We start from the raw sequence: 16,351 nt of genomic DNA, 5'->3' as shown, positions 1-16,351 counted from the left end.
TCTTGCCCGCCCGCTTCTTGCTCATTCCCTGGCAGGCCGGGCTGCAGACGGTATTACGAGGCGGCGGCGCCCCCCGAAAACTGGCTGTTGTACAATTCGGCGTAAAACCCGCCGCGTGCCAGCAGTTCTTCATGCCTACCCTGCTCGATGACGCTGCCGCGGTTCATGACCAGAATCAGATCGGCGTCGCGGATCGTCGACAACCGGTGGGCGATGACGAAATTCGTTCTACCCTGCATCAGCATGCGCATCGCGTGCTGAATATGCGCCTCTGTCCGCGTATCGACGCTGCTCGTCGCTTCGTCGAGAATCAGAATGGCCGGGTCCGCCAAAATCGCGCGCGCAATCGTCAATAGCTGCTTTTGGCCCTGCGAAATATTGGTCGCCTCCTCGTTGAGCACCGTGTCGTATCCGTCCGGCAGCGTGCGGATGAAATGGTCGGCATGTGCCGCCTGCGCCGCTTCGACGATCTCCGCTTCCGTCGCTCCCGCCCGGCCGTAGGCGATATTGTCGCGAATCGTGCCGTTAAACAGCCACGTATCCTGCAGTACCATGCCGAACAACCGGCGCAGCCCTTCCCGTTTCATCTGCGTAATATTCAAGCCGTCGATGGTGATCTCGCCGCCGTTAATCTCATAGAAGCGCATCAACAGATTGATCAGCGTCGTTTTGCCGGCACCGGTCGGCCCGACGATCGCGACGGTCTGGCCCGCTTTGACGTCGATATTCATGTCTTGAATAATCGGCGTATCTTCCGTATAGCCGAAGCTGACATGCTCGAACCTTACATGGCCCCGGTGTTCGCTACAGGTTTCCGCAGCTTCCGTATCGGGCTCCTCTTCCCGTTCATCGAGAATTTCGAATACCCGCTCCGCGGAGGCCAGCGTGGATTGGATGATGTTGGCGATGTTCGCCGTCTGCACGAGCGGCATCGAGAACTGCCGCGCATATTGGATGAACGCTTGAATATCCCCGATATTGATCATGCTTCGGGTAACCATCAGCCCTCCGACGACACAGATCAGCACATAGCCGATATTGTTGACGACCGCCATCAGAGGCATCATAATACCGCTGATGAACTGCGCCCGCCAGCCCGCCTCGTACAGCCTTTCGTTAATGGCGGCGAAGGTTTGTTCGGATTTCTTCTCGTGCCCGAACGCCTTGACGATCGTATGTCCGGTATACATTTCCTCCACATGGCCGTTCAATTCACCCAGCGACTTCTGCTGTCCTGCAAAATGGGCCTGCGACCGGGAGGCGACCGCTTTGATCACCAAAAAGCTTAAAGGCAGCGTCAGGAGCAGAATCAGGGTGAGCAGCGGGCTGATCGTGAGCATCATGACGATAATCCCGATGATCGTGATCGCCGATGTCATCACCTGCGTCAAGCTTTGCTGCAGCGTGCCGCTGATGTTATCCATATCGTTGACGGTCCGGCTCAATATTTCTCCGTGCGTTTGCGTGTTGTAATATTTGAGCGGCAGGCGCGACAGCTTTTCGTTGACGTCTTTGCGGAGCCCGTAGACGGTTTTTTGCGCCACTCCCGCCATCAGGTATTGTTGGATGAACGCAAATAAAGAGCTGCAAACATATAATCCTATCAACAACGTAACGATGTTCAGGATATAGGAGAAGTCGAACGACGCCTCCGATCCCCCGTTCCATTGGGCCATGACGCCTTCAAACAGATGCGTCGTAATATTCCCCAGCAGCTTCGGGCTGACAATGTTGAACAGCGTGCTTAACACCGCCGTTATCAGGACGGCTGTAAGCTGCACCCGAAACGGCTTAATATAATGCAGCAGCCGGAGGAATGTCTTCTTGGAATGCTTCGCCTTTTGCCCCGGCATGCCCATCGGCATTCCAAAGCCGCCCCCCATCGGTCCGCGTCCGGGCCCGCGCATTCCGGGACGCCCGCCCGCGGCTTGCGTTCTATTTGCTTGGCTCATGCGATTTCCTCCTCTGCCAGCTGGGAGGAGACGATCTCCCGATACACGGCGGATGTTGCCATCAGTTCCTTATGTTTGCCGATTCCGGCGATTTCTCCCTCATCCAGCACGATAATCCGGTCCGCGTCCATAACCGTGCTGACTCTCTGCGCAACGATAATGACCGAAGCTTGCCCTGTTTCCCGTTTGAGCGCAGCCCGCAGATTGGCGTCCGTCTTGTAATCGAGCGCCGAGAAGCTGTCGTCGAACACGTAGATATCAGGCTTGCGCACAAGCGCGCGCGCAATCGCCAGACGCTGCTTCTGACCGCCGGAGAGATTGGTTCCCCCTTGCGAAATGGGCGTATCGTAGCCGGTCTCCTTATCGGCGATGAACGAAGCGGCCTGAGCGACCTCGGCGGCGCGGCGCACTTCTTCGTCGGATGCGTCCTCTTTGCCGTAGCGGATATTCTCTTGAATCGTTCCCGTGAACAGCACCGCCTTCTGCGGGACGAGGCCGATCTTGCGGCGCAAGCTTTCCTGCGTCATCTCGCGCACATCCACGCCGTCGACCTTAACGCTGCCGCTCCCGGTGTCGTAAAACCGCGCAAGCAGATGAAGCAGCGTCGATTTGCCCGAACCGGTGCCGCCGATAATCGCCGTAATCTCCCCCGGCTTCGCTTCGAAGGAAATGCCGGATACGGCCGGTTTCTCGGCCCCCGGATAGCTGAACGTGACGCGGTCGAACACGACGTAGCCCCCCCTCTTCTCCGCGGCCGGCTCTGCAGCCGGCGGGTCGATAATTTCGGGCTCGGTGTCCAGCACTTGATTAATCCGCACCGCCGCTGCCGAAGCGCGGGGCAGCATGACGAACATCATCGATACCATGATGAGAGAGAACATGATTTGCATGGCGTACTGCAAAAAAGCCATCAGATCGCCGACCTGCATATGTCCCGTACTGATGCGCAAGCCGCCGAACCAAATGATCGTGATCGACGTCAAGTTCATGATCAGCATCATCATAGGCATCATCCCGGCCATAATTTTATTCGCCCGAACGGCCGTATCGGTCAAATCGCGGCTTGCTTCGTCAAACCGCTTCTTCTCGTGCCCGGCGCGGTTGAATGCCCGGACGACGCGCATTCCGGTCAAATTTTCGCGCAGCACCAAATTCAATTTATCGATCTTGCCCTGCATCGATTTGAAATACGGAATCCCTTTTCTGGCGATCAAGTAGATCGTCAGCGCCAAGACGGGCATCACACAGAGGATGACCAGCGCCAGCACCGGATCTTTGGAAAAGGCCATGATCGTGCCGCCGATACACATCATCGGAGCCGACACCATCATACGCATCATCATCAGGAACACCTGCTGAACCTGCGCAATGTCGTTGGTCGTGCGCGTAATGAGGGAGGCCGTTCCGAACCGGTCGAATTCCTGCAGCGAGAAACCGCCGACTTGCGAAAACATCCTGCCCCGCACCAGCTTGCCGAAGCCTGCGGATATGCGCGACGAGTGATAGCTCGCGATGACGGAGAACACACCGCTGGCGGCGGTGACCAACAGCATGAAGCCCCCGATCCGCCATATATAACCGTTATCCCCGTTCACGATCCCATAATTGACAATGTCGGCCATCAGCGTCGGCAAATACAGCTCCGACAACGATTGCAGAAATATAAGCAGCAGCACGAGCCCGATCGCCAGCCGGTACGGCCGCAAAAATGGAAACAGCTTGATCATACGTTCTCCTCTCCCTTCGGAGGATGGCAGTCCGCTGCCGCCGGAGCCAGCAGCGCCATGCAGCAAGCAACGGCATCCTCCAAGTCTTGCCGGACCTCTTGCCTGATTTGCCCCGGGTCCATCCCTTTCTCCTGAAGCTCCAGGAACGATTGCCGCAAATATACCATACCGTGCATCATCGCGCCCCAATATTGCGTGGCCAGCAGCGGAGGAGACATGCGCCGCAGTTCTCCCTGCTCCATCCCTTTCTTCACCATGCCGCGAATGACGGTCATATTGTCGAGATGCCAGCTCCAGTTCTTCAGCTCTTCCGGCGTAAACAGCTCGCGCAGATCATGCCGCATCCTCATAAAAAATAACACGCTGTCCGTCTGCCCGAGCATGTTATTGTACATGGAGCGGACGAAATCCTCGAGCATCCGCAGGATCTGTCCTTCTCCGCTAAAATGCGATTGGACATGCTTTCTCGATTGGTCGAACATAAACATGAACAGTTCCTTGAAGAGCGAATGCTTATCTTTGAAATAATAATAGACTAGCCCTCTGGCAACTCCAGCCTGCTCCGCCACTTCGCCGATTTCGGCGGCGGCGTAGCCCTTCTCCGCATACACCTTCAGCGCGCCTCTAATAATCGCCTCTTTTCGCTGCTTGCGTATTTCTTCGTTCTGCTCTTTATTGCGGGGCAACGATTCATCACCTTTCTTTCATTGACTTTCGTGTCAACCAAAATATATCGCAGCGGCAATCCGTCTGTCAAGACCTTCCATGCAAATGAGACGGACGCCCCGTTGCCCGGTTTGCCCCCCGGACGAAGCGGTGCAGTATGCCTGCAAAAGTGCGCCTAACGCGTCAGGACGGCTGCGGTTTGTTATGATACTATAGGCTTGATACGCCGATCTAGCAAAGAAAGGAATTTAAGCTTATGCCACTTCATTCCGGCCACACCCCGGACGTCGAGCTTTACGACCGGCATTCGGCGCAGCGAATCCCGTTCCCACCTACGGCAGAAGGACGCCGGGCAGCGGATCTGCTGCTTCCGTGGCTGGAACGATCCGCTTCGCACTACGTCGCCAATGTGACGACGGACCTCTATGTGCTGCGTCTGGGCGATATGCTGCTGCCGGTGACGGTGAACAGCGGGCAATACGAGAACAGCTACGTCTGTTCTCCCTACACGCATTACGTCACCTATGCGAAGGAGGAGCTGTACAAGCTGAACCGGCCTTCGCTCGAATCGATGCTCGGTCTGCTGCTCGGCGGAGTCGGCCTCCTCTTGAAGGCCGGGCGCTTGAACCAGGCGGTGCAGGTCAATAACGGGCTGCTGTCCACGAACCTGTACCCCGCCCAAGCTTCCACCTTCTTGCCCGAAGGGCTGCGCCTCTTGCGAACCGCATTCCCCGAGCACGCGATCCTATTCCGCTCGCTGACGCCAAGCTTGAACGAGAGCTGGATTCGCTCCCTGCGCGAGGAGCGGTTCCGCTTCGTGCCGAGCCGTCAGGTATATGTATTCCGCCCGCCTAACGCCAAAGCCAGGTGGCTGATCAAGCGCGACCGGCAGCTGCTTGCGAAGAACGGCTACGCTGTCGTGACCTGCGATGAGCTGAGCGCGGAAGACATTCCGCGGCTGAAGTCGCTGTACGATATGCTTTATCTGGAGAAGCATTCGCGCTGCAATCCGTGGTTCACGGAAGCGTTCTTCGCCCAGGCGCTTCAGTCGGGAACGCTGCGGCTGCACGCGCTGCGGCATCAGGAAACCGGCCGGCTCGACGCCGTACTCGGCTTCTACGGCATCGACGGCGTCATGACGACGCCCGTCTTCGGCTACGATACGTCGCTGACGAAGGAGCTCGGCCTGTACCGGATGCTGTCTGCCGTGCTTATCGGCTTGTCCGAGCAGCTCGGCTTGCAGCTGCACGAAAGCTCCGGCGCCGCGGAATTCAAGCGCAACCGCGGAGCGGCGGCGGATATCGAATACAGCGCGGTATTCGACGCCCACCTGCCTTGGTCGCGCAGGGCGGGCTGGATCGCGCTGGACCGGCTGCTGAACCGGATCGGCGTTCCGCTAATGCGCAAGTGGAAGCTGTAAACGCGGCGATTGCACCTGCGGATCACACTCCGCCTAAGGCTTCCGTTCGGAAACGGATTATGCTGAAGACGGCGGCGCGCTATTTTGAAGAAAAACCGGTCCATGCTATAATTTACTTTAAAAAATGAAGAGGTACTTATCGATGACGACTACCATAGATAAAATCGCATGGCTGCATATCGAGAACGGCCGAATCCTATGCGCCCGTTCCCGAGGCAAGGACACCTATTACTTGCCGGGAGGCAAACGCGAGCCCGGCGAAGCCGACCGCGATACGCTGATCAGAGAAATCGAAGAGGAGCTGTCCGTCCGTATCAAGCCCGAAACGATTCTCTACTTCGGAACCTTCGAGGCCCAGGCCCATGGAAAAGCGGAAGGCGTCACGGTGACAATGGCCTGCTATACCGCAGATTTCGAAGGAAGCATGCAGCCGGCTTCGGAAATCGAAGAATTGGCCTGGTTAACGTATAAGGACCGCGACCGGGTGTCGGCCGTGAACCAAATCATCTTTGATCGGCTGCGTGAAGCGAATCAGCTTGCCTGAGCGAAGCGAGAGCCCGTAATGATAAGCCGCCCTTCAGGCATGCTTAGGCATTACGGGCTTTTTTGCGCAGCCAATGCAGATCGCGGAGCACATATTCCGGCCGGGGAAATCGGGAAACCGCCGCTCCCGTGCACCAGGAATCGTTGCTGACGGCCATCGCAAACCGCCGATCGACCGCCCATGCTCATAGCGCCGTCTTGCGGATCTGGAGTGATCGGCCACCGCTTCCGTGTTCACATCGATCCGCTTCCCGTCAAATTAATCCTTGCCGGGGCATTTGCCCGTTCGCCGAGAGGGTAAAGAACAAATCCCCCAAAAGTGACGTGATGCGCTGAAGCTTATTCCGTCCGCATCCAGCCTAGGCTGGATCGGCGTCTAACCCTTCCTCTGGGATCGTTCTATGGGTAGACATTACTTTCGGGGGAGCCCCCGGATATCCACAGGATATGGCTCCGCATCATTTCCTAAACAACAAACAAGCTCCGAAGTCGGAGCTTGTTCCAGCATTGTATCTTACCGCGTAAGCGATAGCCGCCCATGCCGTTTGCACCTTCCGGCGCTTGAGCGTATAGCGCGTTGCTTCCTAACGATACCAGCCGCCGCCATAATATGTAGGTTGAGGCTGATACCGGTAATTTCTCATGGCATTCGGCTGATTGTTCGCGTTCGCGGCAGACGTGCCGGCTTGCGGCTTTGCCGATTTTTGCGTTTGGGCGACGCATTGATCCGTAGGTCCTATGACGATCGTTTCGTTATGAAGTGGCTCCAGCGTTTTCTTCAACAACTCGGGGTCCAGACAATACGTGTGGGCAAGAACTTCGATCGGCGTCTTCGTCAAAATATCCGAACCGAAAATATATTCCGGATACGGCGCATCGAAAATGGCCAGCAAGTGGGTTTTATCTTCCGTAGCGATTTCCCAATGCCACCAGCCTTGCGGAACATTGGCCACCTGCCCCGGAGTGATCGGAATGTTGCTGATTTGGTTGTTAAAAGGATTGATCAGCGATACCGTAGCGGCCCCGCCAATGCAATATACCAGCTCCGCCGCGTTCTGGTGATAATGCGGCTCGACGACGCGCCCTTTGCTTAAATAAATATCGAGCAGAGATACGTTGCCCAGCGTGTTGAGATTATCCCGGCCCAGCCGGTTAATGAAATTGTCCGCATTTCGGGTGGTAATTCGGTTTTTATTGACGTCAAAAAAATACTGCACACCGGGCTTCGTATAATCCATATACAATGTCGCCATGACTTGATCCACTCCGTTCCGATGTCTGCTTACTATGTAGGCATGATATGCCGCAAAATCGAAATCGTGACAAATGACCAGTCACAGACAAACAAGGCCTCAAGTCCGCATGGACTCAAGGCCTGTTTCTATTCCCCGCTGTCAATCCTTAATCCGCTGCGTCATTCCGTTACAATGCCGTGCACGAGCACCGGAGCTTCGGCATGATCGGCGATCCGGATGTTCGCGTAAATTTTCTCGATCACATCCGTCACCTCTTCCCGGTTCGCATGGATCGTGACCAGCGACTCTCCGGCTTTGACCGGGTCGCCGATTTTCTTGTTCAGCATCAAGCCTACGGCCAGATCGATCTCGGAGTCCTTCGTCGCGCGTCCGGCCCCGAGCCACATAGCCGCCGTGCCGATTTCGTCCGCGACGATTTCGGCGACGACGCCGTCTTCCCGGGCAGGCACTTCGATTTGAAAAGCCGCCTGAGGCAGCTTCTCGGGATGATCGACGATGGACGGATCGCCGCCTTGATTGGCGACAAATTCTTTGAACTTCTCCAGCGCCTTGCCGCTGCGGATCACCTCGCGCAGCTTCTCCTCCGCTTCTTCGAGCGACGAAGCTTTATTCGCCAGAAACACCATCTGACGCCCCAGCGCCAAACAGAGCTCTTCCAGATCTTTCGGACCTTTGCCGCGCAGCGTATCGATCGCTTCCTTCACTTCCAGCGCGTTCCCGATCGCAAAGCCGAGCGGCTGAATCATATCGGAGATGACCGCCATCGTTTTGCGTCCGACGCTGTTGCCGATGCGAACCATCGCTTGCGCCAGCTCCTTGGCGTCTTCCGCCGTCTTCATGAAGGCGCCTGCGCCCGTTTTCACGTCGAGCACGATCGCGTCGGAGCCTGCGGCGATTTTCTTGCTCATGATCGAGCTCGCGATGAGAGGGATCGAGTTCACCGTCGCGGTCACGTCGCGCAGCGCGTACAGCTTCTTGTCGGCCGGCGTCAAGTTGCCGGATTGGCCGATGACGGCGATTTTATGGCGGTTCACCAAATCGACGAACTGCTCTTTGCTGATCTCGACGTGAAACCCTTCGATCGCCTCCAGCTTGTCGATCGTTCCGCCGGTATGCCCGAGTCCGCGGCCGGACATCTTGGCGACCGGGATGTCGAGCGCAGCCACCAGAGGCGCAAGCACCAGCGTCGTCGTATCGCCTACCCCGCCGGTGGAATGCTTATCCACCTTCACGCCTTCGATGGCCGACAGATCGATCGTGTCTCCGGAATGCACCATCGCCATCGTCAAATCGGCCCGCTCCCGCTCGGTCATATCCTTGAAAAATACGGCCATCGCCCAAGCGCTGACTTGATAATCGGGGATTTCGTTGTTCGTGTAGCCTTCAATGATGAAGTTGATCTCCTCGGTCGTCAATTCTCCGCCGTCACGTTTCTTTTCAATCAGATCTACCATTCTCATCGCTTGCTTCGCCTCCTTTTTCACTTGTACGTCTAAAAGGGTGGTGATTATTTACAGAGCTATCGCCGTATCCAGCGCCACTTCCATCATATCGTGGAATGTCGTCTGGCGCTCTTCGGCCGTCGTTTCTTCGCCGGTAAGCAAGTGATCGCTCACCGTCAGAATCGTCAGCGCATTAACGCCGAATTTCGCCGCGAGCGTGTAGAGAGCGGTCGTTTCCATCTCCACTCCGAGCACCCCGTAATCCATCAGCTTTTGCACGACCGATTTATCTTCCCGGTAAAACATATCCGAGCTGAAAATATTGCCGACATGCAGCTTCAGCCCTTTGGCTGCGCCGCGCTCATAAGCCGCCTTCAGCAGCGGGAAGCTGGCGATCGGCGAAAAGTCGAAGCCTCCGAACACATGACGGTTCATGCTGGAATCCGTGCAGCAAGCTTGGGCGAGAATGACATCGCGCACGCGGACATGCTCCTGCATCGCGCCGCAGGTGCCGACGCGGAATAAATTTTTGACGCCGTATTGGCTTATAAGTTCATTGACATAAATGCTGATCGACGGAATCCCCATCCCGGAGCCCTGCACGGATATGCGCTTGCCCTGATAGGTTCCCGTAAATCCGAGCATCCCCCGAACCTCGTTGTAGCAAACGACATTTTCAAGATACTTCTCGGCAATATATTTGGCCCGCAGCGGATCGCCCGGCAGCAGGATCGTTTCGGCGATGTCGCCTTGTTTAGCCCCGATATGAACGCTCATTTCTTTTTTCCCCCTAAATGCTTATTTCAAATCTTGCAAAAAGCTGGTCCCGTGCTCCGGCAATGCGACGCCGAAGTTCTCGGCCACGGTGGCCGCTATATCCGCAAACGTCCGGCGCAGCGGCAGCTCCCGTCCTCCTTGGGCAAAACGCGGCGAATACACAATAAGCGGCACATATTCGCGGGTATGATCGGTCCCCCGGTAAGTCGGGTCGTTGCCGTGGTCGGCGGTGATGATGAGCAGATCGTCGGCCGTCATCTTGGACAGAGCTTCCGGCAGCCGGGCATCATACTCCTCTAACGCTTGTCCGTACCCCTGCGGGTCGCGGCGGTGGCCATACAGCGCGTCGAAATCGACGAGATTGACGAAGCTGAGCCCTTCGAACGGCTCGCCCATGACATGGATGAGCTTATCCATTCCGTCCATGTTGGACACGGTGCGAATCGCTTTGGTGACGCCTTCGCCATCGTAAATATCCGATATTTTGCCGATCGCGATCACGTCATAGCCCGCTTCCTGGAGCGTGTTCATCGTCGTCTTGCCGAACGGCTTCAGCGCGTAGTCGTGCCGGTTGGCCGTCCGGGTGAAGCTGCCCGGCTCTCCTACGAACGGACGGGCGATAATGCGGCCGAGCATATACGGGTCCTCAAGCGTAATTTCGCGGCAAAATTCGCAAATCTCATACAGCTCCTTGAGCGGCACGACGTCTTCGTGCGCGGCGATTTGCAGTACGGAGTCGGCGGACGTGTAAACGATCAGCGCCCCGGTCTTCACATGCTCTTCCCCGAGCTCCGCAATAATTTCCGTGCCGCTGGCCGGCTTGTTGCCGATTACCTTGCGGCCGGTCTTTTCTTCGATCCGGGAGATTAACTCCTTCGGAAACCCGTCCGGAAATACCCGGAACGGAGTAGCTATGTTAAGTCCCATAATCTCCCAGTGACCCGTCATCGTATCTTTGCCGTTCGAGGCTTCCTGCATTTTGGTGTAATAGGCCATCGGTGCGGCCGCCTTCGGCACGCCCTCGATCTCCCGAATGTTGGACAAGCCGAGCTTGGCCATATTCGGCATGTTCAGTCCGCCCCGCTCGCGGGCGATATGTCCGAGCGTGTCGACGTCGTAATCGTCGAATTTGGCGGCATCGGGCGCTTCCCCGATTCCTACGGAATCCATAACGATAAGGTGAACTCTTTTGAATCGATCCATATATGTACTCCTTTATGACAATATTTTTCGGCCGTTACAAAAACAAGCCGGCAACCGTGGCCGATAACACGCTGACCATCGTCGCCCCGTACAGCAATTTCAGACCGAACCTTGCCACCACGTTCCCCTGCTTCTCATGCAAGCCTTTCACTGCGCCGGCGATAATGCCGATAGAGGAGAAATTGGCGAACGACACGAGAAACACGGATACGATACCGACGGTTCTGGCCGACAATTCGGCATGCTTGCCGAGATCGAGCATAGCCACGAACTCGTTGGCCACCATCTTGGTCGCCATAATGCTCCCCGCCTCCACCGCTTCCCGCCAAGGCACGCCCATGACGAAAGCGAACGGAGCGAAAATATATCCAAGCAGCTGCTGGAACGAAATGCCGAGAATACCGCTGAAGATGCCGTTGACCAGGGCAATGATCGCTACGAAACCGATCAGCATCGCCGCTACGGTGATTGCAACCTTGAAACCGTCCATAATATATTCCCCGAGCATTTCAAAGAAGGACTGCTTCTCTTCATCGTGAACTTCAAGAATGTCCTCTTCTCTGGAAACGACGTAAGGATTCAAAATCGAAGCGACAATGAATCCCCCGAATAAGTTCAGAACAAGCGCTGTGACGACATATTTGGGGTTGATCATCTGCATATAGGCTCCGACGATCGACATCGAAACGGTCGACATCGCCGAGGCGCACAGTGTGTAGAGCCGCTGCTTCGGCAGCATGCCGATCTGTTTTTTGACGGAGATGAACACTTCGGATTGTCCCAAAATCGCCGAAGCCACCGCATTATATGATTCCAGCTTCCCCATTCCGTTTACTTTACTCAAGACCAAGCCGATATATTTAATAATAAACGGCAAAATCCGGGTGTACTGCAAAATGCCGATGAGCGCCGAAATAAACACGATCGGCAGCAGCACCGAGAGAAAGAACGGGGATTGCCCTTCGTTGGCGAGACCTCCGAATACAAAATTGACGCCTTCCGCCGCATAAGTCAGCAGCTTCTCGAATACCGAAGCGAACCCTCCGATCAGGAACTCCCCGATACCTGTATGGAGCAGGATAAAAGCAAGCACCACCTGCAATACGATCATTACTGCAAGCGGACGGTAGCGGATGCTCCGCCGGTCGTTGCTTCCCGCATAAGTGAGAACGAAGACGACCAGCACGCCTAGAATGGCAACTAAAAATTTCATGGTGTTATTCCTCCACAAAGTTAGTCGTTTTAGTATGCCTGCTCTAAGCGTATCCAACACCTATTCAGAAAATAATATCCAGCATGACTCGTTTTCCCCGAAAGCTTGCCGGCGCTTAATAAGACGAATCCGAACGGCCGCCTTCCATAATCTTGACTCCGGAGCTGGCTCCGATCCGGTTAGCGCCCGCTTTGATCATCTTTTGCATATCTTCCAGACTTCGTACGCCTCCGGATGCTTTTACTCCTGCGCGTTCGCCGACCGTTTTGCGCATCAACGCAACGTCTTCGGCTGTGGCTCCGCCCGTGGAGAAGCCTGTCGACGTTTTTACGAAATCGGCGCCCGCTTGGACAGCGAGCCTGCAGGCGCGCTCTTTTTCCTCATCGCTTAGAAGGCATGTCTCAATAATGACCTTCACAATTGCTTTGCCCGCCGCGGCGTCGACAACCGCTTTAATATCGTTCTCGACGAGCTCGTCGTTCCCATCCTTCAAGGCGGCGATATTCACGACCATATCGACCTCCGTCGCACCGTTTGCGATAGCATCCTTCGTCTCGAACGCCTTCACGGCCGAAGTCGAAGCTCCGAGCGGGAATCCGATCACCGTACAAACCTTCACTTCCGTCCCCGACAGCTGTTCCGCCGAATAAGCGACCCAGGTCGGATTGACGCAAACCGAAGCGAACTTATATTTTTTGGCTTCTTCCGTGAGCTTCGTGATCTCCGCTTTCGTAGCATCCGCCCGCAGCAACGTGTGATCAATCATACCGGCTAAATTCATGTTATTCTCTCCTCGGCTTTTTTAAAATTAATGTGTGCCAATGCGATGATTTTCATGACTTCATCGTTATCATAGCACGCGAATGAACGAATGTAAAATCCATTAAGTAATTATGTTCAAGAAAAGAAATCTACTCTCCGGCAAAAAAGACTCTGCCCCAATCTTCCGATAACGGAGACTTGGCGGCAGAGCCTTATATCGTGCTCTCGCGGGCAAAAACAGGTTACGGCTTGACCGTGACCGTTCCGTAATACATATACATCCCGCAATGATATTCATATGTGCCCGGCTTCAGATCGGATAGCTCGACCAGGTTATTCCCTTTATCCAAATTGGCGTCGATCCCGAGCTTCTCGAACATCACATTTTTAATGCAGGTAAGATTCGATTCCTTCTTAAAATTCAGTTTGACCGGGACGCCGGCTTTCAATTCGATATGCTCAGGCTCGAAGCCGTCGGATTTGACATTTACCGTTACGATTTGATACCCCTGATTCTCCGGCAATGACGACGGATCGGCCGCAGACGCGTTCCCGTCCGTAAACAGCAGGATCAACGCGGCGATCAGCACGACGCCTATGCCGGCAGATAAAAACATCCATTTCTTTTTCATACCATCCACCTCTCCAAGCGGTCTTATACCGGCTGCAACAATTCCAGTATAATAGAAAGAACGCCGGCAAACCGTGAACATTGGGTGAATATTATGAACAATCTATTAAAATCCGTCTACAAAGGCGACCGCTTACGCTGCTCCAACTTTCTATCGACTCTTCGGCCACTTGTTCGCCACGCTTCTAAGTTCTGTTCTCAGTTCCACCAGTCGTCGAACACCGTTATCGGCGGTTTCCGTTTATGCTTCGTACGTACGTACCAGCCTTCGATGGTCAGCCGCGCTTGTTCCGGCACGAGCTTCCCTTCCAAGTAGTCGTCGATCTGATCGTAAGTCACGCCGAGCGCATCTTCATCCGGAAGCTGCGGACGGTTTCCTTCCAAATCCGCCGTCGGCGTTTTGCGGTACAGCCGCTCCGGGCATCCGAGCAGCTCGAGAATGCGGCGGCCCTGCCGTTTGTTCAGCCGGAAGATCGGCGTCAAATCGGCCGCGCCGTCGCCGAATTTGGTGTAGAAGCCCGTTACGGCTTCGGCGGCGTGATCCGTCCCTAGCACGACGCCTTTATAATGACCGGCAATCGTGTACTGCACCTCCATCCGGTGGCGAGCCTTCATATTCCCTTTCAAGAAATCCGAAACCGGTGCTTGGATCGCCGCTTCCACGGCCGCCGCGCTGGCGTCGACCGCTTCCTTAATATTGACGCTCAAGACGACGTCGGGCTGAATGAATGACATGACCGCTTCCGCGTCCTGTTCGTCCGCTTGAATGCCGTACGGCAATCTGACGCCGATGAAGCGGTATTTTTTGCGGCCAAGCTCCAGGTTCAGCTCATCGCATGCGACTTGCGCGCATTTGCCCGTCAGCGTCGAATCTTGACCGAGCGACAGACCCAGCACGAGAGCTTCGACGTTGTCGTGCTTCTGCAAATATTGTTTCAAGAACCGGACGCTTCTCCGAAATTCCTCCAAGCCGTCAATGTCCGGTTTCACTCCGAGCTCCGCGATAATCTGTTGTTGAAGTGTCGTCATAAGTCACAACCTCCTTATTGATGTTAACTCCGGTACAACCCGTGTTCCGCAATGTAACGGTAGCAGGAATCCGGCAGCAGGTAACGAGGCTCTCCGCCGCGGGCGAATTCCTCGCGTATATAAGTAGAACTGATTTCCATTGCCAGTCCTTTATCGACCAGTTGGAACCGGTCGCCGTCATCGTGATTGCGCAGCAGCGGAGACTTGGCGATGGCCGCCAGCATATCGATGCCGTTTCTGGCCATCACGATGAACTTATTCTTGCTGACCAGCTCCTCTCCGTGCGACCATTTGCCTGCGCCGATATCGACAAGCAGATCGGCTCCCATAATAAAGTACAGATCGTCCGCCGGGTACCGCTGCTTGAAATATTCCATCGTATAATACGTATACTGCATGCCCGCAAGGACGTTCAGCTCATAGCAGTCCAGCTCGAACTTCGGATTGTCGGCAATCGCCAGCTTGATCATGGCGACGCGGTGCTCGTCGGCCGCATGCGGCGACTTATCCAATCTTCGGCTGGAGGACGGCAAAAAAATCACCTTATCCAGCCGTTTGCGGTGGGCGATTGTCGAGGCGGTCCATAGATGCACATTCGTGACCGGATCGAAAGACGAACCGTAAATTCCTATTTTCATAGCCGTATCCCTTCTTTCTCTGGCTCTTGCATGTACGTTTTTCGTTAACGGTAAATAGAAGCGACCGGTTCGTAGTCGTTGAAGCGAAACAACCGCACCCTCTTCGTAACCCCTTCGCGGCGGGTCGTCTTAATGCGGCCCTCCTCATCCGTCGCCGGCTCGATGAACGGCAGCTTCGGCGCCTTATCCCAGAAGGTCGATTTGACGTAAATCATCGGATCGTCGGCCAGCACCGTCATCAGCACGTCCCGCAGCTCCGCAAGCGTAAACTCGGCCGGCAGAAAATGCCTGGCTACGGTCGTCTGCATCATCTCCCGTTTAATGACCGCCGCCGCCGTCGTCAAAATATCGGCATGATCGAAAGCGAGATCCAACGCTAAAGCTTCTTCGATCGTGAAGAGCTCGCATTCCTCCGCATCGTCGGCAGCCTTTCGCTTCTCCAAATAGTCGCCGGGGACGATCGCGTAATGCGCGTTGGATATAATCCAGCCTCTGCGGTCTCTTCCGGGCTTGTCGAACACGGCGAAATGCTCGACGTGAATGCCGGTGACTCCCGTCTCTTCGGATAATTCCCGCACCGCGGTCTCGTAAGCCGTCTCCTTGTCGGAGCCAAACCCGCCGGGAATAGCCCATTTGCCTCCCTCGATATTCGGATTCCCCTCCTGATCGGCGGCCGCCCGCTTAATAAGCATAAGCTTCAGCACCGGCTTCGCCGCCGTTAGATTGTCCCCCTCGCTGTCCCGGACAATGGTTGCGCAGACGATATCGGAGGTATAACCGTCCGGCGTGCGATATTTCTTCGGATCGTAATGGCGCAAAACTTCTTCTTCGGTCGTATATTTGGACATCGCTCGTTCCATCTTTCTTTATTTTAATTTGTTATTTCCGAATTACTAATTAAGATTATACGCCAACGAAGTTGCCGGCACAATAGGCCTCTGGACGGAATACTGCATAACAAATCGCCCAAAAGCCATCCATGCCGCTGACGCGGCACCATTGATGATGAAAATGGGGTTGGTACTAACAAAAAACGTTAACACTGCTACTATGGCTGGCGAGGAAGGTCGGTTCACTTTGGTGTCCTGAACC

16 protein-coding genes are annotated in these 16,351 nt (G+C 55.3%); 2 read left to right on the top strand and 14 right to left on the bottom strand.

What is annotated here, in order from left to right:
- Nucleotides 1-53 precede the first annotated feature (53 nt).
- The 3 genes from N0M98_RS10075 to N0M98_RS10065 are packed head-to-tail and all read right to left on the bottom strand — an operon-like array spanning nucleotide 54 to nucleotide 4,365.
- The gene (locus N0M98_RS10075) at nucleotides 54-1,952 is read right to left on the bottom strand and encodes an ABC transporter ATP-binding protein (protein WP_259617761.1); all 1,899 of its coding nucleotides are present in this window, start codon (nucleotides 1,950-1,952) and stop codon (nucleotides 54-56) included.
- Entirely contained in the window at nucleotides 1,949-3,679 is a 1,731-nt protein-coding gene (locus N0M98_RS10070; protein ID WP_259617760.1) for an ABC transporter ATP-binding protein, read from the bottom strand. Before N0M98_RS10070 ends, N0M98_RS10075 begins: the two co-directional genes overlap by 4 nt.
- Nucleotides 3,676-4,365, bottom strand: coding sequence for a TetR/AcrR family transcriptional regulator (locus tag N0M98_RS10065; protein WP_249863529.1), 690 nt, complete (start codon nucleotides 4,363-4,365; stop codon nucleotides 3,676-3,678). The genes N0M98_RS10070 and N0M98_RS10065 overlap by 4 nt, the downstream gene beginning before the upstream one ends.
- A 236-nt stretch (nucleotides 4,366-4,601) precedes the next feature.
- Between N0M98_RS10065 and N0M98_RS10060 the strand changes: the two genes are divergently transcribed.
- Together N0M98_RS10060 and N0M98_RS10055 are read left to right on the top strand one after the other, a co-directional pair.
- The gene (locus tag N0M98_RS10060) at nucleotides 4,602-5,765 is read left to right on the top strand and encodes a GNAT family N-acetyltransferase (RefSeq protein WP_259617759.1); all 1,164 of its coding nucleotides are present in this window, start codon (nucleotides 4,602-4,604) and stop codon (nucleotides 5,763-5,765) included.
- A 142-nt stretch (nucleotides 5,766-5,907) separates the two neighbouring features.
- Nucleotides 5,908-6,309 carry an NUDIX hydrolase gene (locus N0M98_RS10055; RefSeq protein WP_259617758.1) on the top strand — a complete coding sequence of 134 codons (402 nt, stop codon included), beginning with the start codon at nucleotides 5,908-5,910 and terminating at the stop codon, nucleotides 6,307-6,309.
- Nucleotides 6,310-6,892: 583 nt separating this feature from the next.
- On the opposite strand, the gene N0M98_RS10050 is transcribed toward N0M98_RS10055, so the two are convergent.
- The 11 genes from N0M98_RS10050 to N0M98_RS10000 all read right to left on the bottom strand — a co-directional run.
- Nucleotides 6,893-7,561: a cupin domain-containing protein gene (locus N0M98_RS10050; protein ID WP_259617757.1), complete on the bottom strand. Its 669-nt coding sequence runs from the start codon at nucleotides 7,559-7,561 to the stop codon at nucleotides 6,893-6,895.
- A 161-nt stretch (nucleotides 7,562-7,722) separates the two neighbouring features.
- Nucleotides 7,723-9,024 (bottom strand): pyrimidine-nucleoside phosphorylase, encoded by a 1,302-nt coding sequence (locus N0M98_RS10045; protein WP_259617756.1) that lies wholly within the window; start codon nucleotides 9,022-9,024, stop codon nucleotides 7,723-7,725.
- Nucleotides 9,025-9,075: 51 nt separating this feature from the next.
- Nucleotides 9,076-9,783 carry a purine-nucleoside phosphorylase gene (deoD, locus tag N0M98_RS10040; protein WP_259617755.1) on the bottom strand — a complete coding sequence of 236 codons (708 nt, stop codon included), beginning with the start codon at nucleotides 9,781-9,783 and terminating at the stop codon, nucleotides 9,076-9,078.
- 21 nt (nucleotides 9,784-9,804) lie between these two features.
- Nucleotides 9,805-10,986, bottom strand: coding sequence for a phosphopentomutase (gene deoB / locus N0M98_RS10035; protein ID WP_259617754.1), 1,182 nt, complete (start codon nucleotides 10,984-10,986; stop codon nucleotides 9,805-9,807).
- Nucleotides 10,987-11,020: 34 nt separating this feature from the next.
- Nucleotides 11,021-12,199 carry a NupC/NupG family nucleoside CNT transporter gene (locus N0M98_RS10030; RefSeq protein WP_249863536.1) on the bottom strand — a complete coding sequence of 393 codons (1,179 nt, stop codon included), beginning with the start codon at nucleotides 12,197-12,199 and terminating at the stop codon, nucleotides 11,021-11,023.
- A 115-nt stretch (nucleotides 12,200-12,314) separates the two neighbouring features.
- The gene (gene deoC / locus N0M98_RS10025; RefSeq protein ID WP_259617753.1) at nucleotides 12,315-12,980 is read right to left on the bottom strand and encodes a deoxyribose-phosphate aldolase; all 666 of its coding nucleotides are present in this window, start codon (nucleotides 12,978-12,980) and stop codon (nucleotides 12,315-12,317) included.
- Nucleotides 12,981-13,203: 223 nt separating this feature from the next.
- The gene (locus tag N0M98_RS10020) at nucleotides 13,204-13,593 is read right to left on the bottom strand and encodes a cupredoxin domain-containing protein (protein ID WP_249863538.1); all 390 of its coding nucleotides are present in this window, start codon (nucleotides 13,591-13,593) and stop codon (nucleotides 13,204-13,206) included.
- A 197-nt stretch (nucleotides 13,594-13,790) separates the two neighbouring features.
- Nucleotides 13,791-14,621 carry an NAD(+) synthase gene (nadE, locus tag N0M98_RS10015; RefSeq protein ID WP_259617752.1) on the bottom strand — a complete coding sequence of 277 codons (831 nt, stop codon included), beginning with the start codon at nucleotides 14,619-14,621 and terminating at the stop codon, nucleotides 13,791-13,793.
- A gap of 23 nt (nucleotides 14,622-14,644) precedes the next feature.
- Nucleotides 14,645-15,259 (bottom strand): nicotinate (nicotinamide) nucleotide adenylyltransferase, encoded by a 615-nt coding sequence (nadD, locus tag N0M98_RS10010; protein ID WP_249863540.1) that lies wholly within the window; start codon nucleotides 15,257-15,259, stop codon nucleotides 14,645-14,647.
- 44 nt (nucleotides 15,260-15,303) lie between these two features.
- On the bottom strand, nucleotides 15,304-16,107 hold the full coding sequence (locus N0M98_RS10005) for an NUDIX domain-containing protein (RefSeq protein WP_259617751.1): 804 nt from the start codon (nucleotides 16,105-16,107) through the stop codon (nucleotides 15,304-15,306).
- Between the two features lie 45 nt (nucleotides 16,108-16,152).
- The coding region (locus N0M98_RS10000; RefSeq protein WP_259617750.1) for a hypothetical protein at nucleotides 16,153-16,351 on the bottom strand (199 nt) is incomplete at its 5' end.

The sequence above is a fragment of the Paenibacillus doosanensis genome (assembly GCF_025060755.1).
GTDB classification, from domain to species: Bacteria; Bacillota; Bacilli; order Paenibacillales; family NBRC-103111; genus Paenibacillus_S; species Paenibacillus_S doosanensis.
The sequence above is the reverse complement of the archived record's forward strand: the minus strand, read 5'-3'. Positions and strand labels throughout refer to the sequence as shown.